The sequence below is a fragment of the Flavobacterium glycogeni genome (genome assembly GCF_048286775.1).
Taxonomy (GTDB): Bacteria; Bacteroidota; Bacteroidia; order Flavobacteriales; family Flavobacteriaceae; genus Flavobacterium.
The window spans coordinates 66,983-88,785 of record NZ_JBLVPV010000007.1; the positions used below are offsets into that span (position 1 = coordinate 66,983).

The window sequence follows — 21,803 nt, forward strand, 5'->3', positions numbered from 1 at the left end:
TTCAAAAATTTTAAAATATAAAAATGAATAAAATTACCCGAATATTAGCTGTTGTTGTTACCTGTCTTGCTATTGGTTATTTCTCTGGAATGGTGACTAAATCAAGCATTGAAACTTGGTATCCAACGCTGATAAAACCAAGTTTTAATCCACCCAATTGGGTTTTCGCGCCTGTTTGGAGTATGCTGTATGTAATGATGGGTGTTGCTGCAGGATTAGTTTGGGACCGAATAGAAGCGGAGAAAGAAGTCGTGAAAAAAGCGTTGGTTTTCTTTGCCATTCAACTCGCACTAAATGCATTGTGGTCCTATTTGTTTTTTGGATTGCACAACCCAATGTTAGCCGGTTTAGAAATTATTGTATTATGGTTGATGATATTTGAAACGTACATTCAATTTGCCAAAATCAATAAAATTGCAGGATATTTATTGCTTCCGTATTTGGCTTGGGTAAGTTTTGCCGCCGTTTTAAATGGAAGTATTTGGTGGTTGAATAAATAATTGGCAGTTTTCTGTCGCAGTGATCAGTTAATCTTGTAATGATAAAACTAAATTATTTTGCAAAGTCTTATAACTTCTTAAATTCAATGTTCTTGGTCGATAAAAAATCCATCATCGATAAGATATTACTGTTCTCTAATAGTGTTTTCGATTTTGGATCTGCATCACAAAATTGAAGAAAAAGAGCTATTTCCTCTGGTTTTAATTTTAAAGTTTCAATATAAAATTTGTGATTGCAGGTAGTTGTCGCTAATGCTTTAAACTCAATTTGAGGAACAGTCTTTTTAACTTTCTCTTTTTCTTTTACGAATAGACCTAAAATCATTCCGCCAATTCGCATAAAATCCATTCCGTTTTCAATACTTCCATCGTAAACACCCGTTTTTAGCCTTTTTGCAGCTTTCTCTAAAGCCAATTTATCCAGCTTTCCTTGTTCATACGCTTTATCGGTACTTAATTTAATGGAAGGCATTTTTGTAACCACAACTTCTTCTAATTGTTCTGGTTTTAGGATTAACAAAATTATAAGATTACTTTTGTTAATGGTCTTTTGATCCAATACAATTTTTTTAATATCATGGTCTTTTGAAATAAAAATGAGTTCATCACCCGCTTTTACTAGCATAGAAAATTCTCCAGATGCATTTGTAATGGTAGTTTTTTTAGAACTGAAATTAGCAACTTCGACTTTTCCAACAGGAAATTGTTCGTGTAAAACTTTACCGTTAATTAGTTTTTCTGATTGTGAAAAACCAGATTGAAATACAAAAACCAATAAGGAAACAAAAAAGTAGTTTTTAATCATTCGTAATATTTTAATTACAAACATATTGAAATCATTCTATGAAAATCAAAACAGAATAATAAATTCCTGTTAATCAAAAACTAAAGTTCTCTTAATTAAAGTCTTGTAGGATAATTGCTTTAGTCTTTCATTTTTAGTTCAGTTTGTAGTAGAAAATTGTAAATGAAAACAATTTTCTTTTTTTAAAGTCTTTATAGTTTTTTGAATTCAATGTTCTTGGCATATAAAAAATCCATCATCGATAAGATATTATTGTTCTCTAATAGTGTTTTCGATTTTGGATCTGCATCACAAAATTGAAGAAACAGGTCTATTTCATCTGGTTTTAATTTTAAGTTTTCAAGATAAAACTTTTCGTCACAGCTGCTTCTTGCCAATTGTTTGAATTCAATTTGAGGTGCTTTGTCACCAGGTGTTTCTTTTACCAAAAGTTTAAATATTGTTTTTCCAATTCGAGCTAAATTCAGTCCTTTATCAATGGAAAGGTCGTCAATCCTTGTGTTTTTTAATCTTTTTTCATCTCTTTCTGCAGTAATCTCATCTCTTTTTACTTGTTCCCATTTAGTGTCTAATTTCCAATCAATCTTTGGAGTTTGTCTAATTATAATTTCTTCCAGTTCTTCGGGTTTTTTTACCATTGAAACTGATATGTTATTGGTCGTAATATCGTTTGGACTTAATTTGATTCCTTTTAAATAATATTCTTTTCTGTAAAAAATAATACTATCATTGACCTTGGCTGATAATACAAACTCACCCTTGTCATCTGTAATAGTACTTTTTTGAGTTGTTTTATTGATTACATCGACATTTTTCAGTAGGAAATTGTCGAACATGACTTTGCCGCTAATTAATTTTTCGGTTTGTGAAAAACCAGATTGAAATACAAAAACCAATAAGGAAACAAAAAAGTAGTTTTTAATCATTCGTAATATTTTGATTACAAACATATTGAAATCATTCTATGAAAATCAAAACAGAATAATAAATTCCTGTTAATCAAAAACTAAAGTTCTCTTAATTAAAGTCTTGTAGCCGCTTTGAATGCGAGTATTTGGGGGTTGAATAGATAAAAATAGTTTGAACTTATTTTTACTGATTCCTCAGTTTTTTTTAATATAAGTTATTGATTTTTAGTAACTTTGAGTTGATTGTTGAATTTATCGAACCGACCGCACCACAAAGTCTTTGGCTTTGAGGTAGTGACTTTCAGTTTTTTACCGACCTTGTTTTTGGTTTGTTTTTCAATCTTCAATCTTTGTGTCAGTCTAAGACTGGTTAACACATCCTCAAAGGCAGAGACTTTGCGGAGCATGGGTAGAGCTAAAACAGACTCTGTTGCTAAAATAGAACAACAAATTAACTTAATAAATTATAATTATGAATTCATCTGGTATATTAATCCCGATTTTAATAGGCCTAATTTGTGCAGTATTAGGCTATTTACTTGGTAAAATACTTTCCTCCGGCAAAGTCAATTCAAGCAACTTGCAATTAGAATTAGACAATTGCAGAGCCAAATCGTCCAAGCTAGAGGCTGAGTTAGCAACTTTAAAAGCTAAAAGCAGCAGCTTTGTAGCACCACATGCAGTTAATTCTGGACTTATTGGGGCTTATGTTCCTTTTGATGCGGATTTAGCATCCTCTGATTTTGGAAAAAAAGTAAAAGAAAATGATTTAAAAATCATTGAAGGAATTGGTACAAAAATCGAAGAGCTGTTCCATGCTAATGGAATTTTAACATGGGAAGTACTTTCAGAAACTTCCGTTAATCGATGTCAGGAAATTTTGGACAAGGAAGGAGAACAGTTTGTTGTTCATGATCCGAAAACTTGGCCACATCAGTCAAAATTAGCCTTTGAAGGAAAATGGAAAAAGCTGAAAGATTGGCAAAATGCACATATTGGCGGAAAAAAATAAAACTTAAAAAGCTCTCGTTGGAGAGCTTTTTTTATATGTTGTTTGCCAAAATAAATCCACTCGTCCACGCATTCTGAAAATTGAATCCGCCTGTAATCGCATCAATATTCACGATTTCACCTGCAAAATAAAGGTTTTCATGCAATTTGCTTTCCATCGTTTTGAAGTTGATTTCTTTTAAATCAATTCCGCCGGCAGTCACAAACTCTTCCTTAAACGTGCTTTTTCCGTTGACCTGAAAAGTGCCATTCGTTAACTGATTGGCTAGATTTTGTAATTGTATTTTTGACAAATCAGCCCATTTAGTTTCAGCTTCAATTCCTGAAGCGAGTACCAAACTTTCCCATAATCTATTGGTTAATTCGAAAGGGGATTTTTTTGAAACCGATTTTTTCGCGTGTTCTTGTTTTAAATCTTTTAGAGTTTTTTCGACATCATTTGTGTCAGCATCATTCAGCCAGTTTACAAAAATGGCAAACTGGTAATTTTTGTCATGCAAGATTCGTGCGCCCCAAGCGGAGAGTTTCAAAATTGCCGGCCCGCTCATTCCCCAATGCGTAATTAACAATGGTCCTGTTGAGCTGAGTTTGGTATCTTTTACCTTTACGGTTACTTGTGCTGCAACTCCGGGCAATTCTTTTATTCTGGAATCTTTGATGTTGAAAGTGAATAGGGAAGGAACCGGACTGACCACAGCATGTCCAAAATTCTGCAACATTTCCCAGACTTTAGGATTACTGCCTGTAGCTAAAATTAGTTTTTCGGCAAGATAATTTTCATTTTGGGTTTCTATTTTCCATAAAGTATCTTTTTTGAAAATAGATTGCACACTTTGTCCTGTAAGTACTGCAATTCCCAGTTTTTGTGTGGCTTTCAGGAAACAATCGATAATCGTTTGAGACGAATTCGAAACCGGAAACATGCGTCCGTCTGCTTCAATCTTTAATTCTACACCATGTTTCTCAAACCACTCGGTAGTATCACCTGAGCAAAATTGATGAAAAGGTCCTCGTAATTCTTTTTCGCCACGCGGATAAAATTTCACTAATTCATTCGGTTCGAAACAAGCGTGCGTCACATTACATCTTCCACCACCGGAAATGCGAACTTTATTCAGCACTTCTGCACCACGTTCCAGAATGGCTACTTTTAGCTTTGGGTTTTTTTCCACAATGTTGATTGCCGTAAAAAATCCTGCGGCACCACCACCTACTATTATAATGTCAAAATTTTGATTCATTTTTTTAAACCATTAAGTGAGTTAAGATTTTTAAGTTTAATCATCAGCTAGCCTTGAAAAATATTCGTTAATTAAAGGTTTGGAGGATTTTGTTATGTTGGTAGTGTTAAAATTAATAAGCAATCCTTGTGGAATACTTAGTAGTTTCATGTAGGTTAATAGTTTTGCTTCATCAATTGGATGGAATTTTTCAACTGTTTTTAACTCAACAATAATACAATCATTTACTAATAAATCCAATCGTAATGGATGCGCTAGTTCTAAATCATAGTAATCGATTGCTACATTAAATTGTTTGCTTAACATTGTACCCGTTTTTTTCTAGCTCATATTTTAAGCATTCTTCATAAATTTTTTCTAATAAACCTGGCCCTAGTTTTTTGTGAACTTTTATGGCATAACCAATAATTTCATAGGATAATTGCGTTATTTCTTTTTTTGTCATAAACTGAACTATTTACCTCGTTACTTAATTGACTTAACTCACTTAATGGTTTAAAAATAAAATCTTATTTGGAACAACGGCTATTATTATATCGAAATTCTGGTTCATATTCTATTTGGGAAATCAGTGATGATTCCGTTTATGTTGAATGTTTTTATTTTTTGAATATCTTCTAATTCATTTATGGTCCAAGGGAAAACCTGCAATCCTTTTTGTTGCATTTGAGCTGTATTTTCTTTTGTTAATAAATGAAAATGCGGATGAATGGACTTTGCCTGAATGAATTTGGCGAAAGCCAACGCCAAGTCTAAATCGGTTTCTGTTAAAACGCCAATTGGAATTTTATCATTCAAAAACGCCACTTGTTGCAACGCATTCCAATCGAAACTGGAAATTAAAAAACAATCGTATTTCCACCCTTTTTTAGCAACATATTTCTCAATAAGGGAAACCACTTTGTCTGCCGCTTCATAACTTTTAAGTTCAATATTGATAAAACAATCTTGGTTTACCAAATCAAAAACTTCCTTCAGCGTTGGAGTTTTATGTGCTCCATTTATTCGAAAAACGTTCAATTCTCGCAAAGATAATGTATTTACAAAGCCCTTTCCGTTGGTTGTTCTGTCAATGGTTTCGTCGTGAATAACAATTATTTCGCCATCGGCGCTCAAATGCACATCGAGTTCTATTCCGTCCACTTGCATGTCTAATGCTTTTTGGAAAGAAACTAATGTGTTTTCAGGTTCATACCCTTTGGCACCGCGATGTCCTATTTTGAGAATTTTTATCATAGTTTTTGCAAAGATAGACATAAAAAAAACGCCTTCATTTCTAAAGGCGTTTTGGTGAAAATTAAAATTTAATTTCTTTCTGATCCTATTTTGGAATTTAGGTTTTAATTCAATTCTAAAATCAGAACCGATTTTCCATCCAATGAAATCTCGTTTTTCAAATCGATTGTTTTTCCTGTAAAAACATCTTTTCCAGATTTGAAATTTTTGATGTTTTCCTGGAAACGATTTGTCTTGAACGTTTTCGCTTCCGCAGCATTGTTGATGACCACCATAACGGTTTCCTTCTCGTTATATCTAAAATAAACATAGACGTTGTTTTCAGGAATATAATGTGTCATTTTTCCGGAATGGATTACCGATTTCCCTTTTCTCCATTGAAACAATTTCGATGTAAAATCAAAGAATTTATTCTGTTCTTCGGTTCTCCCTGCTTTTGTGAATGCATTGTTTGTATCGCCAGCCCAACCTCCCGGGAAATCTTGACGGATGTCTGCATCGCCTTTGCCTTTGTCGCCGGCCATCCCAATTTCTGAACCGTAATACGTCTGCGGAATTCCACGGACTGTAGCAATCAGAGTCATTGCCATTTGGTATTTTTTGAAATCATTTTCATAAATGTGATTGAATCTTCCAGTGTCGTGATTTTCGACGAAAGTCAACAGGTTATTCGTATTTGTATATAAAAAATCGTTCGTGAAATTGTCGTAAACCTTAATCATTCCATCGTTCCAAGTTGCGTTGTCTTCGTTGAAAACATTCCCGAAAGCATCGTGCAATGTGAAATCCATTACACTTGGCAAATACGAATTATAGCTTTGAATGGCACTTATCGGGCTGTCTTTTTGCCAATAGGACATTTGCGCTTGGTCGTGCATCCAAACCTCTCCAACGATGTTGAAATTCGGATATTCGTCTGTAATGGCTTTGGTCCATTTTGCAATTCCAACTTTGTCATTATAAGAATACGTATCAACTCTGAACCCGTCTAAATCGGCATACTCAATCCACCAAATGGCATTTTGAGTTAGATAATTTAGAACCAAAGGATTCGATTGATTTAAGTCAGGCATTGACGGTACGAACCAACCATCCATACAGTTTTTGGCATCAATTGCTGAAGCATTGGTATCAAATTGAGTTGTCATTCTGTAGTTCGATTGCGAAAATCCTGGAAATTGATGCACCCAGTCATAGGTTGGCAAATCTTTATACATCCAATGTTCGGCACCCCAGTGATTAGTGACATAATCTTTGACCAATTTCATATTTCGCTTTTTCAATGATGCCGAAAGGCGAACATATTCTTCATTGGTTCCATAGCGCGGATCTATTTTGTACACATCCGATTGTCCGTAAGTATGGTAGGAATAGGCTTTGTCGTTGTCTTCGCAAAGCGGCGTGCTCCAAAGTGCGGTAACTCCCAATTCTTCCAGATAATCCAGGTTTTTTATAATTCCATCGATATCGCCACCATGACGTCCTCCGGGTAAACTTCTGTTAGCTTTTTCGGTAACCGATTTGTCGCTGTCGTTATTTGGGTTTCCGTTAGCGAAACGATCCGGCATAAGCAGATACATCATATCTGATGAATCGAAACTTTTGCGTTGAGCGGAATTCGGTCTCCTTTGTTTTAAAGCATATTTTTTTGTGAAAGCGACTTTTTTGTTTTTAGAAAAGGAGAAAACCAATTCCGATGCAGGGCTATTTTTGGTGTCGATGGTTACAAAAACGTAGTTCGGATTTTCAGTTTTTTTAATGTCTTTTATAACAATATTATTGGAAACAGAAACTTCATTTTGAGCAATATTTTTTCCGTAAAACATAATCTGAAGCTCCGGATTTTGCATGCCAGCGTACCAAAACGGAGGCTCGGTTTTCTGAATTTGAGCATTTACTGAAACGGATATCAATAAAACGATAACCATTATTTTATTGAATAAAAAGGTATTTATGTTGAATTGTATTTTTTGAGTACTCATAATTATTTTGTTGAATTAAGGTTCTACTGGAAATATTGTGAAACATCAAAATAAAATTTAAACCATATAAGAAATATAAGGACATCTAAGAGAAATCTATCGAAGTCTCAACTTAAAGGAACTTATATTTCTTATATGGTTAACTAAAATATTTATTTATTTTCAATTATACTAATCGCGTAACCGCCACCTTGCACAGAAAGCTGCGATAATTTTGATTTGTTGGTTACAGCCACTTTCTTGATAGTGTAAGCCTGCGGATTTGTTTTGTAATGAGCATCCTTGGCATCAGCATAAATGGTTGCCGTGTATTTTTTGCCTTTTTCAAGGAAGCTGAAATTGATGTTTGAGGTACGGCTTGTATCCCCGTTTACATTTCCAACAAACCAGTTATTGGTTCCTTTCGCTTTACGGGCTACAGTTACATAATCGCCAGGTTCAGCTTCTAAATAGTTGCTTTCATCCCAATCGATTGCTACATCTTTAATAAACTGAAATGCATCAGCAAATTTAGTGTAATGCTCAGGAAGATCCGCGGCCATTTGTAACGGGCTGTACATGGTTACATATAATGCCAATTGATTTGCCAAAGTGCTGTTTACATGCGATTTGTTATCAGGATTCAATTTGCTTAAATCCATTTCGAAAATACCAGGTGTATAATCCATTGGTCCGCCAATTAAACGGGTAAAAGGCAATACCGTTACGTGATTCGGTTTAGAACCTCCAAAAGACTGATATTCCGTTCCTCTTGCTGCTTCGTTGCCAATTAAATTCGGGTACGTTCTGCAAATCCCTGTTGGGCGAACGGCTTCATGCGCATTGACCATAATTTTATAATCGGCTGCTTTTTCAAGGGCATATTGGTAATGATTTACAATCCATTGGTTGTAATGATTTTCTCCACGAGGCAAAATATCACCTACATAGCCACTCTTCACCGCATCATATCCATTGTCTTTCATGAACTGATACGCTTTGTCCATGTGACGCTCGTAATTACGTACGGAACTAGACGTTTCGTGGTGCATAATCATTTTTACTCCTTTTGATTTTGCATACTCGTGTAAACCTTTCACATCAAAATCCGGATAAGGAGTCACAAAATCAAAAACATAATCTTTGGAGTGTCCAAACCAGTCTTCCCAACCTTCGTTCCAACCTTCAACCAGAACACCATCAAAACCATTTTGGGATGCAAAATCGATATATTTCTTTACATTAGCATTATTTGCTCCGTGTTTGCCATTGGGTTTTGCTTTTGTAAAATCAGTAACGCCAAGTAGTACCGAAGGATACTCATCCGTATAAGCCCATGAGCTTTTACCTGTAATCATTTCCCACCAAACACCAATATACTTAACTGGTTTTATCCAAGAGGTGTCCTCAATTTTGCAAGGATCATTCAAGTTTAAAGTCATTTTTGAACCCAAAATGTCTTTCGCGTCATCGCTAACGATTATCGTTCTCCAAGGAGAAACACTCGGTGCTTGAATGTATCCTTTGTCGCCTTTGGCATCTGGTGTAAGCCATGATTCAAAAACCATGTTTTTATCATCTAGATTCAAATGCATGCATGAATAATTGATTAACGCCGCTTCATGCAGATTAATATACAATCCGTCTTTAGTTTTCAGCATCAATGAAGTTTGAACTCCGGTTGAAGAAAAATTCTTTTGTGAAACGTTTGCGGTATAGGCGGCTTCAGATAATCCTCTGATTTCAGATAATTTCGATTTTGTATAATCGTATTCCTGCGTGTCATAATCGCCCGGAATCCAAAAAGCAGTGTGGTCACCCGTCATGGCAAATTGCGTTCTTTCTTCTTTGATTACAAAATAGGTAAGGTTTTTTTGAGAAGGGAATTCATAGCGAAACCCAAGACCATCTTCAAACAAACGAAAACGAATTATTAACTGTCTGTCGGTTCCTTTTTGGTTTAAGGTTACCGCAAGTTCGTTATAATGATTACGGATTTTTGCCACTTCTCCCCAAACCGGTTTCCAAGTTTCATCAAAAGTGGTTGTTTTAGTATCAATAACAGTAAAATCATTCAGTAATGATTTCGTGTCATTTTTTAGTTCAAGTCCCAATTTGCTTGATTTTACAACTTCTTTGTTTTTGTATGTAAGGTTGTAACTTGGTGTGCCATCTTTTAGAAGTGAAAACTCCATTGCAAATTTTCCTCCAGGCGATTTTAACTGTTGGGCTATAGCGATGTTGCATAAAGTAAACCAGATACAAGCGGTAAGAATTAAATTTTTCATTTTTTTTAAATTAAAAAAGTTATAAACCTGAGTTCGATTATTATTCTGTTTTTAAACTGTCGTTAATGTGTGAGATATAATTTATGTCTCTATCCTGCAAGGTCTTTTTTTGACCTTGTAGGTATGACAAATTAAACTCAACATACCTACAAGGTTTTTGAAACCTTGCAGGACTCCTTAACTTTCTAATAGTCAATAAATTATTAAAGCCGTTATTTTAGGCCATTTCAAATTTTGTAGCGATTACAGTTTGCCCATTTACGACAATGGCTAAATCTGTATCTCCATCCACAGAAAAAGTGGTTTCCTCATGATTGATCGTTACTTTCAGAATCTGATTTCTGAAATTGATTTTAAACGAATACCCTTTCCATTCTTTTGGAATTTTTGGAGAAAAATGAAGTTGGTCTTCTTTAACTCTCATTCCTCCAAAACCTTCCACAATACTCATCCAAGTTCCTGCCATCGAGGTGATATGGCAACCTTCTTCCACTTCTTTGTTGTAATCATCTAGATCCAGACGCGAAGTTCTCAAATAGAACGTATACGCCATATCCATTTTGTCTAATAAAGCGGCCTGAATCGAATGTACACAAGGAGAAAGCGAACTTTCATGAACCGTAAAGGATTCGTAAAATTCAAAATTGTTTTTTAGTTCTTCTTTCGAAAAATGATCTTCAAAGAAATAGAAACACTGTAAAACATCGGCTTGTTTGATGTAAGGCGAACGTAAAATTCTGTCCCAAGACCATTTTTGATTGATTGGTCTTTGGTTTTTGTCTAAATCGGCTACGCGAACTAATTCTTTGTCCAAGAAACCGTCTTGTTGCAAATACACGTTATGTTCTTCGGAAAAAGGGAAGTACATATTATCCGAAACTTTTTTCCAAGATTGTAATTCAGCATCCGTGATTTTTACTTTTTCGGTAATTCTTTTGTGATCCGAAGGATATTCCAATGATACTTTTTGAATCTGTTCGTACGTATATTCCAGACACCATTTGGCAATATAATTGGTATAGAAATTATTGTTTACGTTGTTTTCGTATTCATTTGGACCGGTAACGCCAAGAATTACATATTGGTTTAAATTAGTCGAAAAGTTGGCTCTTTGGTGCCAGAAACGAGCAATTCCTATTAATACTTCCAATCCTTTTTCAGGAATATAACTGTAATCGCCGGTGTATCTGTAAAAGTTATAAATGGCAAATGCGATGGCTCCATTTCTATGAATTTCTTCAAAAGTAATCTCCCATTCATTATGGCATTCTTCACCGTTCATCGTTACCATTGGATACAAAGCGGCTCCGTTAGTAAATCCTAATTTGGCAGCATTTTCAATGGCTTTGTCCAATTGATTGTAACGGTAGGTCAATAAATTTCGAGCCACTTCTTGGTCTTTGGTCGCCATGTAAAACGGAATGCAATAGGCTTCAGTGTCCCAATAGGTAGAACCTCCGTATTTTTCTCCCGTGAATCCTTTTGGTCCAATATTCAAACGGGAATCTTTTCCTAAATAGGTTTGGTTTAACTGAAAAATATTGAAACGAATCCCTTGCTGTGCTTTTACATCGCCATCAATGGTAATGTCTGACATTTCCCAAATTTTTGCCCAGGCATCAATCTGGTCTTGCATCATTTGGTCGTATCCTAATGTTAATGCAGACTGAATTACTTTTTCCGCAGCAGTATTTGTATTTTCATGGTTTAAAGAAACCGTGTACCCGCCAATTTTTTGGATGGATGATTTTTGGCCTTGAGCCACAATAACATCGTAACTAAATTGAATTTTATCGGATGTTGCATCAATATTGGAAGGAGAAATAGCTGTTTTTTCACCATTAGTCAAAATGCTATTCTGCATGAAAGTAGTTACTTTGAAATGTGTTTTGAACGTTTGAGCCGTTACAAAAGCTTCATTTCCAGATTTTTTTACGTCAAGCGGTTCCCAGAATTTTTCTTCCCAGTTGGCATCTTCATTGGTTACACCAGCGTCGATATACGGTTTGTAAATTATTTTTGAATCTTTGTTTAAAGGGATGATTTCGTAATTAATAACCCCGACTTCATCCAGAACGATTGAAAGAAAACGACGAATAGTAACTGAAATTTCAGTTCCGTTTTTTAAAGTCGCTTCAAAAGAACGATTGTACCAACCTTCTTTCATATTCAGCTCACGACGAAAGTTTTTGACTTCTGAACAGGTATTCAAATCTAATTTTTCTCCATTGATTTCGATGTCGATTCCAATCCAATTGGGTGCATTTAAAACTTTGGCAAAATATTCCGGATAACCGTTTTTCCACCAGCCCACTTTGGTTTTGTCGGGATAATATATTCCGGCAATATAACTTCCTTGGAATGTTTCTCCAGTATAATTTTCTTCAAAATTAGCACGTTGCCCCATTGCCCCGTTTCCAATGCTGAACAAACTCTCAGATGATTTCACGCTTTCTGCATCAAATCCCTCTTCTATGATAGACCAATTATCTGGTTTTATATAATCTTGATTCATTTTTTCTAATTTAAAGATTCAAAAATTTTAAAATTTAAAGATTGTAATGCTATTCTTAATCTCAAATAATTTTTGATTCTAGTTTTTTAATTTTTTAATTTTCAGTTGTTTATTAATTCCTTAATAAAGTTGGTGTCAATTTCAGTGAAATCTTCAAATATGTATTTTGCTTCATGCAAAATCGCTGCTTCACCAATTCCTACACTGGTCATGTTTCCAATATTGGCAGCTTGAACTCCTGCAACTGAATCTTCAAAAACAATGGCGTCTTCTGGTTTTGTGTTTAATAATTTAGCCGCAATCAGGAAAACTTCAGGATCAGGTTTTGCATTTGACACATCATTTCCATCGACAATAGCGTCAAAATAGGGTAGTAATCCTGTTTTTTCCAGAATGGGTCTGGCATTTTTGCTGGCTGAACCCAATGCGATTGGTTGTTTGTTTTCTTTCAGAAATTTTAAAATTGTAAAAACTCCAGGAAGAATTTCACTTTCGTCCATGTCGACTAAGTAGGATAAATAATCTTCGTTTTTTTGGATTAGCCATTTGTTTTTATCTTCTTGTGAAGCTTCCACTTTTCCTAGTTCTAATATAATATCCAAAGAGCGCACGCGGCTCACTCCTTTTAATAATTCATTATGCTCCAGTGTAAATTCAATATTTAATTCATTTGCGATTTTTTGCCACGCTAAATAATGGTATTTAGCGGTGTCAACAATCACTCCGTCCAAGTCGAATATAAATGCTTTTTTAATCATTGATTATTGTTTTATTACGTCATCAACATCCTGTACTTTAACTACTAAAACAGCAGCAATCAAGAAGCTGACTCCACTAGTGACTAATGCAAATATGGCATTGTCATTGTATAAATATTTTACTAATGGTCCGCCAATTAAGGCGTTGATAATTTGAGGGATAACGATAAAGAAGTTGAAAATTCCCATGTAAACTCCCATTTTCATTGGAGAGATTGATCCGGCTAAGATGGCATAAGGCATGGATAAAATACTCGCCCAAGCTATACCAACACCTATCATAGACAGAACTAGCCAATCTTCGTTGGGTACAAAATAGATGGAAATCAATCCAAGACCACCAACAATTAGTGAGATAGAATGTGTCAATTTTCTACCAAATTTTTTTGCGATATAGGGTAAAGCAAAAGCATAGAACGCGGAAACCAAATTGTATATGCCAAACAGTACGCCAACCCAGTCGCCGGCATTTTGATAGGCGGAACTTTTGCTATCCGTAATGGGTAAGCCGTAAATATGATGGGCAATGGCAGGAGTAGTAAAAACCCACATTCCAAAAAGACCAAACCAAGAGAAAAATTGTACCCAACTCAATTGTCTCATTGTAGTGGGCATTTTTCTAAAATCGTCAAAAATGTCTAATAGACTGGATTCTTTTTGATTGGTATCAGAAACTCTTGTTTCCTGATGTGCCATTTCGTCTTCAAATTGTGCTAATTCTTCCGGGGAATATTCTTTGGTAGTAAAAATGGAAACAAGAATTGAAGCGACAAGAATGATTGCTCCAATGATAAAAGATAAAATCAGGTGCATAGGAACGCCGCCATCTTCATTTTTATTTGAAACGCCAAACCAATTCGTCAAAACATACGGCAGCCAAGAACCAATAACGGCACCAAAACCAATTAAGGCCGTTTGTACACTAAATCCCAGCGTTCTCTGGTCGGTTCTTAAATTGTCACCTACCAATGCTCTGAAAGGTTCCATAGCAATATTGAAAGAAGCATCCATAATCATCAGCATTCCTGCACCAACCCATAAGGCAGGTAGAAACGCAATAAAAATTTCGGCTTGCGGCATTAATATTAAACCAATTGAGGCTAATAAAGCACCGACTAAAAAGAAAGGTTTTCTTCTTCCAAATTTCCCCCAAGTTTTGTCACTGTAGTGTCCAATTATAGGTTGAACAATAAGTCCCATTAAAGGGGCAATGATCCAAAACCAGGAAAGTTCGTGGACATCAGCACCAAAAATTTGAAGAATTCTGCTGGCATTAGCATTTTGAAGGGCAAAACCCATCTGTATTCCCAAGAAACCGAAACTCATGTTCCAAATTTCCCAGAAACTTAATCTACGCTTTTTCATTATCGTAATTTAAAAAATTAATACGATAAGCGCTATGCTTATCAAAACTTATCTTATTTTCGAAGTAAAAGTTGAAGCTTTGATGGGGTAAATATAAAAATATATTTCAGATTTTTATTTTTTAAAAACAAATAAAAGTAAAGAATTTCAACTACAAGGTTGTAGTAATGAATAAATTAACAAATAAAGCCTAATTAGTTGATTCTCTTTCTATCAAATGAGTTTCAATTACTTCGGTTTTATAGTTTTCATCTTCTTCATTTTCCTCAGATTCGAGTCTTTCTATTAACATTTTTGCCGCTTTATTTCCCATTTTTATTCCACTCTGACTTACGGTTGTAATAGTAGGTGTAGAATATTTTGAGATTATGCCATCGGTAAAGGCAATAACCGCTAAATCTTTAGGGACGTTTAATCCTATTTTGCTTGCGGTTTTAATTATGGTTACTGCAAAAAGCTCATTTACTGCAAAAACAGCATCAATGGCTTTGTCTTCCAGCAGTTTTCCAATGGTGATTTCGCAGGTGTCAATATCTTCAATTTTAATAATTAGGTTCTCATTAAAAGGGATCCCGTTATCCAGAAGTGCTTTTATATAACCGTCAGTCCTTAGTTTGCCTACGCTAACATAGTCAACGGTAGTTACCAAGGCAATTTTTTTTCTTCCTTTGTCAATCAAACTTTGAACCGCTTCATAAGCCGCAGATTGATCGTCTATGATTACTTTGTCGCAAAGGATGTCATTTGTAACTCTGTCAAACATCACAACCGGCATTCCTTGATTGATTACTTCTGTAATATGATGAAAGTCGCCTCTGAATTGGGTTTCTTTTGAAAGTGACATAATGAAACCGTCAATGCTGCCATTAGCAAGCATTTCCATGTTTAAGACTTCTTTGTCAAAGGAGTCGTCCGATAGGCAAATGATTACACTATAGCCGTTTTCATTGGCTACCTGTTCTATTCCGTTAATAACCGTGGAGAAGAAATGGTGAACAATTTCAGGAATAATGATCCCAATAGTTTTAGTTTTTCTGTTTTTTAGGCTAAGGGCTATATTATTGGGCTTGTAATTATAGAATTTAGCAAAGGCCTGCACTTTTAGTCTGGTTTCTTCGCCTATTTCAAGACTGTTTCTCAGAGACTTTGAAACAGTAGAGATTGATACATCTAATTCTTTTGCAATTTGTTTGAGCGTTATTTTCCTTTTCATGATGAAGATGTGGTAATAATTTATTTCTTAATAAAGATAAAATTAAATTTTATAAATGGTAATTAAACTGATAAAATTTTATGTAAATCAGAAAGTTTTCAACACTATTACGTTTTCGTAACTCAAATAAAAAGGGGTCATGTCGGAGGTGACAAATTTTACATAAATTTAACATTCGAAGTAATAGTTAAGCATAAAAATTCAAGAAAAAAATTAAATTAATTTAAACAAAAAGTATGAAAACAATTTATAAAAAGTTGTTAATTTTAGTACTGCTACTCCCTCTTAATATTCTGGCTCAGAATACTATTGGCGGAACTGTTCTCGATAAAGTATCAGGACAGCCTATTCCGGGAGTAAATATAAAAGTACAAGGTACCGCTAATGGAGTTTCTACTGATTTTGACGGTAAATATCAGTTATCTAATGTTAAGAAAGGCGATAATATCGTGTTTTCTTATATTGGATACAAAAATACGGTTGTTAACTACGATTCTCAAAAATCACTAAATGTATCTTTAGAAGAAGATTCAAATCAATTAAAAGAAGTTGTAATTCAAGTGGGTTACGGTACCGTTAAGAAGAAAGATGCTACGGGATCTGTCGATTTGATAACTTCAAAGGATTTTAATAAAGGAGCCATTACAACTGTTGATGGTTTGCTTAATGGGCGAACTCCCGGCGTTGTGGTAACTTCATCTGGTACGCCAGGCAATGAAGCTGTTATCAGAATTCGTGGTGGTTCTTCTTTGGCGGCAAGCAATGACCCATTAATTGTAATTGATGGTTTGCCAATCGATGGTGGGCTTTCTGCGGTTAATCCAAACGATATTGAAACATTCTCTATATTAAAGGATGCCTCTGCAACTGCAATCTATGGTAATAGAGGTTCAAATGGAGTGATTATCATAACTACTAAAAAAGGATCTAAAAAAGACCTTGAAGTTTCATTAAATACCTTTACTACGTTAAATACTTTGGCTAAAAAGATTGAAGTATATTCAGCTGATGATTACAGAACTTTGGTTGGCCAAGTTGCACCGAGTAAAATTGGACTTTTAGGTAATTCAAAAACAGATTGGCAAAAAGAAATTTTCCATACATCTGTTACATCAGATGTTAGTTTATCGGTAATGGGTAATTTGCTTGGAAAAATTCCTTCACGATTAACAGTTGGGAATACTGATAATAGTGGTATTTTAAGAACTTCTAATTTTAAAAGATCAACGGCATCAGTGTCATTAAATCCGACTTTTTTAGACAATCATTTAAAAATTAATCTTACCGGAAATTATTCTTACACTTACACAAGAAAAGCCGATGAAGGAGCGATTGGAAGTGCGATCTCTTATGATCCTACACAATCTGTATATGATGCCAGTTCTATTTTTGCAGGATACACTGAATGGACAGATCCAGTTTCCGGAAATCCAAGAGGAACTTCAAATCCTGTAAGTTTGTTAAATGAAAAACGAGATATTTCGAATAAACATAGGTTTTTTGGAAATATTAATGTGGATTATAAATTCCATTTTTTGCCGGAGTTAAGAGCAATATTCAATGCAGGAATGGATAAACAAGATGGAGATGGTAGTGTAACCGTGAATCCTCTTTCACGTTCAGGTTATAATTCAAGTGTTGTTGGTAATGAACAAATAGGATCTTATTCTGAGACTTGGTTCCGTAATGACAATAAAAACGTGAGTGCCCAATTAAACTATAATAAGTCATTTGGTAAACTGGATGTAGATGTTTTGGGAGGATATGAGTACCAACAATTTGATAAAAGAGATTATAAATCAGGTAACAGAAATCTTTTTGGATTGAATCTTGGGGAAGAAAAGAATGAAGATGTGTATACTGATCCAGGGAATAAACTGGGGGCTTATTTTGGACGTGCTAACTTAGGGTTCAATAGTAAATATTTGTTAACAGTTAACTTTAGAAGAGATGGTTCTTCAAAAATTTCACCGGAAAATAAATGGAAAAATTTCATGGGTTATGCTTTGGCATGGAAAATTAAAGAAGAAAGTTTCTTGAAAGATTCTAATGCGATTTCTGAGTTAAAATTGAGATTGGGTTATGGTGAAGTTGGTCAACAAAATATTAATGTTCCTATAGATTGGTTTAAAAGATATTCTACATCAAATAATAACTCCTATCAATTTGGGAATTCATTTGTAATTATATCTAAGCCAGAGGGCTATAACGAAAATTTGAAATGGGAAAGAAGCACTAAATATAATGTAGGTTTGGATTTTGGCTTTATGAATAATCGTTTAAAAGGATCTTTGGACGGTTATTTTTCAGAGACGAATGATTTATTCTCTCAGGTTGCTGAAGGATCATTACAGAATTTAAGAGTATACGGTTACAGAAATATTGGTTCCCTAAGATCTAAAGGAGTTGATTTTTCATTAAACTACCAGGCTGTACAAAATGAAAAGTTTGATCTGAATTTGAACTATAATATTGCGTACAACAAATCAGAGATAACCGATTTATTCTCTGACGGACTGCAAGTAGGAGGAGTAGGACTGGGAGGTTTTGTGCAAACACATAAAATTGGATTAGCGCCTTTCTCTTACTGGGTATATGAGCAAGTATATGATGTCGCAGGGAAGCCTATTCAAGGTGTTTATGTGGATAGAAATAACGATGGCGCCATTGACAGTAAAGATAAATACAATTACAAAAAGCCCCAAGCGGATGTTACTATGGGCTTTATGGCAAATGCAACAATCTATAAAAACTGGGATTTCTCAATGGCTTGGAGAGCAAGTTTAGGAAATTACGTTTATGATAGAATATCTGCGGATAGATCAGTATTAACTTCCATTAATAATACAGTCGATAATACCTTAAATAATGCACCGGTTGATTATAGTAACACCTTTTTTGCTTCAACTGTAAAAGAGTCTGATTATTATGTTAAAGATGGTTCCTTTTTGAAATTAGACAATATTACACTAGGATATAAATTCAACAAGGCTTTAGGAGGAAAAACATCTTTAAGATTCTATGGTGGAGTTCAAAATGTACTAACAATAACGAATTATAAAAACATTGACCCGGAAGTTTTTAATGATGGTATAGATGGGTCTATTTACCCTAGAGCAAGAATGTATATGTTGGGTGTAAATGCTAATTTTTAATAAAAAAAATAATGAAAAAATATAAACAATATTTTGACATAAGATGGGTGTTGATTACATCTCTCTTAGTAACGTTAGCTTCTTGCAGCTTGGATATCAATCCAAAAGATGATGACGATTTTACTAGCGATCAATTTTATGCTGCCCCGGATTCATATAGACAATTTTTGGCAAAAATTTATGCCGGTTTGGCTGTAACTGGTCAAAAAGGCCCTGATGGGGAATCAGATTTAGGATCTGGTGCTGGGACAGTTAATGAAGGTTTTTCTCAATATTTAAGAGGATATTGGCAATTACAGGAGCTGACTTCTGATGAGGCCATTATTGCTTGGGGAGAAAGTGACAATCCAACAATTAAAGATTTAAATTTCAATACTTGGAATGCAGATAATGTTTTCGTAGAAGCCTTTTTTGCCAGAGTTTTTTACCAAGTTAGTTTGAGTAATGAATTTTTAAGAGAGACTACTGATGCAAAACTGGATGGTAGAGGAGTTACAGGAACTTTAAGGGATGAAATTAAGAGATACAGGGCCGAGGTTCGTTTTTTAAGAGCTTTATCCTATTATCACGGTATTGATATTTTTGGGAAATTACCTTTTGGAACAGAAACGGATGCATTAGGGACGCCACCACAAATGCAAAGTAGAGCGTTTGTTTTCGATTATGTATTAAGTGAGCTTGCTGCAATAGAGAATGATATGGCTGCGCCAAAAGCAAATGAATACGGTAGAGCTGACAGAGCAGCCCTTTGGATGCTTAAGGCTAAATTATTGTTGAATTCATCTGTTTATACAGGAATTGACAGGAGTGCTGATGCATTGACCGTTGTAAATTCTATTATTGGTTCCGGATATACAATCGCGCCAATACCCTATGCTAATTTGTTTAAAGCAGACAACAATACGAATGGCGCTCAAAACGAAATTATTTTTCCTGTTATGTTTGATGGAGTAAATACAAAAACGTGGGGAGGTATGACTTATTTGATTCATGCTTCTTGTGATGGTGCTACAGCTCCATCACTTGGTATCGATTTTGGTTGGGCAGGATATAGAGTTCGTAAAGAATTTACTGACGCTGTTGGGACATCTGATGCTCGCGTTATGTATGTTTCTGGTGATACCAGTCCAGCTTCAATTTCTGATTATTCTAAGTTTGCCGAAGGGAAAAAAATAGTAAAATTCTCTAACAAGACTTCTACTGGCGGAACGGGTAAAGATCAAACACATCCAGATACTGATTTCCCATTGTTTAGAATGGCGGATGTATACCTGATGTATGCTGAATTGGCTGTTGTAAAAGGAAAAGGAAGTACCACTACAGCTTTGGGATATATCAATGATTTGAGAAACAGAGCCGGGGTTACTGCTGCTCTATTATCTGATTTGACGCCTCAATTCATATTAAATGAAAGAGCCAAAGAGTTGTACTGGGAAGGACACAGAAGACAAGATTTAATTAGGTTTAACAAGTACTTGAGTGGGTATAACTGGCAATGGAAAGGCGGAAGCCAGTCCGGTTCAGATTTGTCTTCTAATAGATCGATATTCCCGATTCCAAATAAGGAATTGAACGCTAATGTGAATCTTACTCAAAACCCAGGATATTAATAAAAAACGCATTGGGTAGTTTCTAACCAATGCGTTCCAAATAAATTTTTTATTATGAAAAAAATATTTTTAAGTTTAATTGTATTGACAGGAGCGATCAGTTCGTTAGTTTCTTGTAGTACTGAGGATCGTGATCCTGTTGCATCCGTGGTTCAAGATATTGTTTTGAGTACACCGGCAGGAGGGAATTATGTATTAACAGCCCCAACGGCAGGTACTGATGTGGTTGTGGTAAAGTGGTCGTCTGCTGATTTTGGTTATTCGTCTGCAGTGACCTATTCTTTACAAGTTGCCAAAGCAACCGATGATTTTTCTAATCCACAGTCTTTTGTTCTTGGAAGTTTTAACGAAAATTCGAATGCTACCTATGAAAAAGCGTTAACCCAAAGACAATTGAATTCAATGCTTTTAGGTGCTGGAGGAGCGATTGGAGCTGAAGGAAACTATAAAATGAGAGTTGTGGGAAGACCATCTACTCAACTTGCTTCCTCTTCAAATGGAATTAAGTCAGTTTCCCAGGAAGTTGGTTTTAAAGGAAATCCATATGACACATTTGATGAATTTGACAGAATTTATGTTCCGGGTAATTATGGTGGAGCAAGTACTTTTGCTGATTGGGCACCAGATAACGCGCCAAGATTGTTTTCGGCAAATAACAACGGGAAATACGAAGGTTTTGTGTGGATGAATAATGCTTCTCCTGCATTCAAATTTACCCCTGGTCCAGCTTGGTCTGGCGATAAGGGGGATCTTACTGAAAATCCAAATACATTTACAACATTAGGTGGGAAAGATATTAAACCAGTTGATGGCGCAGGAACTTATTTCTTTACTGTAGATTGGACTGCTGGGACTTATACTATTAGAAAAATGCAAATTGGTATTATAGGAGGAGCTACGCCTAACGGATGGGGAGCTTTAACTTATTTGGATTTTGACACGAACCCGGCTTCTCCTTATTACAGAATGTACACCAAAGATTTAGCTTTAACAGCTGGAGACTTTTTAGTTCGTCTAAAAGATGATTGGTCCGTAAAAATGGGTTCCGCATCCGGAAACAAGGAAACGATTCCTACTGGAGGTCAATTTAAAATAAAATTTGGAGGTGGTGATATGACAGTGCCAGCGGCAGGTAATTATAAAGTAGTTCTAGATATTAGAAACTCGGCCAACTACAATTTAAGGTTAATGCCAAATTAATTTTTAATCATTTATTTATATCCCATTTGAGAAATCG

17 protein-coding genes are annotated in these 21,803 nt (G+C 35.1%); 5 read left to right on the plus strand and 12 right to left on the minus strand.

Annotated features, from left to right (window positions below; translation table 11 throughout):
- Nucleotides 1-23 precede the first annotated feature (23 nt).
- Nucleotides 24-500, plus strand: coding sequence for a TspO/MBR family protein (locus tag ACNQGX_RS07715; RefSeq protein WP_417975340.1), 477 nt, complete (start codon nt 24-26; stop codon nt 498-500).
- Between the two features lie 67 nt (nt 501-567).
- Here the strand turns inward: ACNQGX_RS07715 and ACNQGX_RS07720 are convergent, their stop codons facing one another.
- Both ACNQGX_RS07720 and ACNQGX_RS07725 read right to left on the minus strand, forming a co-directional pair.
- Entirely contained in the window at nt 568-1,305 is a 738-nt protein-coding gene (locus tag ACNQGX_RS07720; RefSeq protein ID WP_417975341.1) for a hypothetical protein, read from the minus strand.
- Nucleotides 1,306-1,496: 191 nt separating this feature from the next.
- Nucleotides 1,497-2,231 (minus strand): hypothetical protein, encoded by a 735-nt coding sequence (locus tag ACNQGX_RS07725; RefSeq protein WP_417975342.1) that lies wholly within the window; start codon nt 2,229-2,231, stop codon nt 1,497-1,499.
- A gap of 454 nt (nt 2,232-2,685) precedes the next feature.
- On the opposite strand from ACNQGX_RS07725, the gene ACNQGX_RS07730 reads away from it, so the two are divergent.
- On the plus strand, nt 2,686-3,225 hold the full coding sequence (locus ACNQGX_RS07730) for a hypothetical protein (RefSeq protein ID WP_417975343.1): 540 nt from the start codon (nt 2,686-2,688) through the stop codon (nt 3,223-3,225).
- 31 nt (nt 3,226-3,256) lie between these two features.
- Here ACNQGX_RS07730 and ACNQGX_RS07735 read toward each other — a convergent pair whose 3' ends face one another.
- The 10 genes from ACNQGX_RS07735 to ACNQGX_RS07780 all read right to left on the minus strand — a co-directional run bounded on the left by ACNQGX_RS07735 (nt 3,257) and on the right by ACNQGX_RS07780 (nt 15,801).
- Complete coding sequence (locus ACNQGX_RS07735) at nt 3,257-4,465, minus strand: BaiN/RdsA family NAD(P)/FAD-dependent oxidoreductase (RefSeq protein WP_417975344.1); 1,209 nt, start codon at nt 4,463-4,465, stop codon at nt 3,257-3,259.
- Nucleotides 4,466-4,501: 36 nt separating this feature from the next.
- Complete coding sequence (locus ACNQGX_RS07740; RefSeq protein ID WP_417975345.1) at nt 4,502-4,771, minus strand: GxxExxY protein; 270 nt, start codon at nt 4,769-4,771, stop codon at nt 4,502-4,504.
- Nucleotides 4,752-4,910, minus strand: coding sequence for a GxxExxY protein (locus tag ACNQGX_RS07745; RefSeq protein WP_417975346.1), 159 nt, complete (start codon nt 4,908-4,910; stop codon nt 4,752-4,754). Before ACNQGX_RS07745 ends, ACNQGX_RS07740 begins: the two co-directional genes overlap by 20 nt.
- Nucleotides 4,911-5,014: 104 nt before the next feature.
- On the minus strand, nt 5,015-5,701 hold the full coding sequence (locus ACNQGX_RS07750; RefSeq protein WP_417975347.1) for a glycerophosphodiester phosphodiesterase: 687 nt from the start codon (nt 5,699-5,701) through the stop codon (nt 5,015-5,017).
- 104 nt (nt 5,702-5,805) lie between these two features.
- On the minus strand, nt 5,806-7,629 hold the full coding sequence (locus ACNQGX_RS07755) for a glycoside hydrolase family 13 protein (RefSeq protein ID WP_417975453.1): 1,824 nt from the start codon (nt 7,627-7,629) through the stop codon (nt 5,806-5,808).
- 206 nt (nt 7,630-7,835) lie between these two features.
- Nucleotides 7,836-9,950: a glycoside hydrolase family 97 protein gene (locus tag ACNQGX_RS07760; RefSeq protein WP_417975348.1), complete on the minus strand. Its 2,115-nt coding sequence runs from the start codon at nt 9,948-9,950 to the stop codon at nt 7,836-7,838.
- Between the two features lie 217 nt (nt 9,951-10,167).
- Nucleotides 10,168-12,465 carry a glycoside hydrolase family 65 protein gene (locus ACNQGX_RS07765; protein WP_417975349.1) on the minus strand — a complete coding sequence of 766 codons (2,298 nt, stop codon included), beginning with the start codon at nt 12,463-12,465 and terminating at the stop codon, nt 10,168-10,170.
- 101 nt (nt 12,466-12,566) lie between these two features.
- A complete protein-coding gene (gene pgmB, locus ACNQGX_RS07770) occupies nt 12,567-13,223 on the minus strand; it encodes a beta-phosphoglucomutase (RefSeq protein ID WP_417975350.1) in 657 nt (218 codons plus the stop codon).
- Between the two features lie 3 nt (nt 13,224-13,226).
- The gene (locus ACNQGX_RS07775) at nt 13,227-14,588 is read right to left on the minus strand and encodes an MFS transporter (protein WP_417975351.1); all 1,362 of its coding nucleotides are present in this window, start codon (nt 14,586-14,588) and stop codon (nt 13,227-13,229) included.
- A 190-nt stretch (nt 14,589-14,778) separates the two neighbouring features.
- Nucleotides 14,779-15,801: a LacI family DNA-binding transcriptional regulator gene (locus ACNQGX_RS07780; RefSeq protein WP_417975352.1), complete on the minus strand. Its 1,023-nt coding sequence runs from the start codon at nt 15,799-15,801 to the stop codon at nt 14,779-14,781.
- A 236-nt stretch (nt 15,802-16,037) separates the two neighbouring features.
- Here ACNQGX_RS07780 and ACNQGX_RS07785 point away from each other — a divergent pair, with 236 nt between their 5' ends.
- The 3 genes from ACNQGX_RS07785 to ACNQGX_RS07795 are packed head-to-tail and all read left to right on the plus strand — an operon-like array spanning nt 16,038 to nt 21,766.
- Nucleotides 16,038-18,956, plus strand: coding sequence for a SusC/RagA family TonB-linked outer membrane protein (locus ACNQGX_RS07785; RefSeq protein WP_417975353.1), 2,919 nt, complete (start codon nt 16,038-16,040; stop codon nt 18,954-18,956).
- An 11-nt stretch (nt 18,957-18,967) separates the two neighbouring features.
- Nucleotides 18,968-20,566 carry a RagB/SusD family nutrient uptake outer membrane protein gene (locus ACNQGX_RS07790; protein ID WP_417975354.1) on the plus strand — a complete coding sequence of 533 codons (1,599 nt, stop codon included), beginning with the start codon at nt 18,968-18,970 and terminating at the stop codon, nt 20,564-20,566.
- A 54-nt stretch (nt 20,567-20,620) separates the two neighbouring features.
- Nucleotides 20,621-21,766, plus strand: a complete 1,146-nt coding sequence (locus ACNQGX_RS07795; RefSeq protein ID WP_417975355.1) for a SusE domain-containing protein — start codon at nt 20,621-20,623, stop codon at nt 21,764-21,766.
- Nucleotides 21,767-21,803: the final 37 nt, after the last annotated feature.

Excerpts from the sequence above, each read along its gene's own strand:
- ACNQGX_RS07765 (WP_417975349.1), bottom strand. The coding sequence starts at position 12,465 with ATGAATCAAGATTATATAAAACCAGATAATTGGTCTATCATAGAAGAG.
- ACNQGX_RS07715 (WP_417975340.1), top strand. The coding sequence starts at position 24 with ATGAATAAAATTACCCGAATATTAGCTGTTGTTGTTACCTGTCTTGCT.
- pgmB (WP_417975350.1), bottom strand. The coding sequence starts at position 13,223 with ATGATTAAAAAAGCATTTATATTCGACTTGGACGGAGTGATTGTTGAC.
- ACNQGX_RS07720 (WP_417975341.1), bottom strand. The coding sequence starts at position 1,305 with ATGATTAAAAACTACTTTTTTGTTTCCTTATTGGTTTTTGTATTTCAA.
- ACNQGX_RS07760 (WP_417975348.1), bottom strand. The coding sequence starts at position 9,950 with ATGAAAAATTTAATTCTTACCGCTTGTATCTGGTTTACTTTATGCAAC.
- ACNQGX_RS07780 (WP_417975352.1), bottom strand. The coding sequence starts at position 15,801 with ATGAAAAGGAAAATAACGCTCAAACAAATTGCAAAAGAATTAGATGTA.
- ACNQGX_RS07745 (WP_417975346.1), bottom strand. The coding sequence starts at position 4,910 with ATGACAAAAAAAGAAATAACGCAATTATCCTATGAAATTATTGGTTAT.
- ACNQGX_RS07740 (WP_417975345.1), bottom strand. The coding sequence starts at position 4,771 with ATGTTAAGCAAACAATTTAATGTAGCAATCGATTACTATGATTTAGAA.
- ACNQGX_RS07775 (WP_417975351.1), bottom strand. The coding sequence starts at position 14,588 with ATGAAAAAGCGTAGATTAAGTTTCTGGGAAATTTGGAACATGAGTTTC.
- ACNQGX_RS07795 (WP_417975355.1), top strand. The coding sequence starts at position 20,621 with ATGAAAAAAATATTTTTAAGTTTAATTGTATTGACAGGAGCGATCAGT.
- ACNQGX_RS07750 (WP_417975347.1), bottom strand. The coding sequence starts at position 5,701 with ATGATAAAAATTCTCAAAATAGGACATCGCGGTGCCAAAGGGTATGAA.
- ACNQGX_RS07730 (WP_417975343.1), top strand. The coding sequence starts at position 2,686 with ATGAATTCATCTGGTATATTAATCCCGATTTTAATAGGCCTAATTTGT.
- ACNQGX_RS07785 (WP_417975353.1), top strand. The coding sequence starts at position 16,038 with ATGAAAACAATTTATAAAAAGTTGTTAATTTTAGTACTGCTACTCCCT.
- ACNQGX_RS07755 (WP_417975453.1), bottom strand. The coding sequence starts at position 7,629 with ATGGTTATCGTTTTATTGATATCCGTTTCAGTAAATGCTCAAATTCAG.
- ACNQGX_RS07790 (WP_417975354.1), top strand. The coding sequence starts at position 18,968 with ATGAAAAAATATAAACAATATTTTGACATAAGATGGGTGTTGATTACA.
- ACNQGX_RS07725 (WP_417975342.1), bottom strand. The coding sequence starts at position 2,231 with ATGATTAAAAACTACTTTTTTGTTTCCTTATTGGTTTTTGTATTTCAA.
- ACNQGX_RS07735 (WP_417975344.1), bottom strand. The coding sequence starts at position 4,465 with ATGAATCAAAATTTTGACATTATAATAGTAGGTGGTGGTGCCGCAGGA.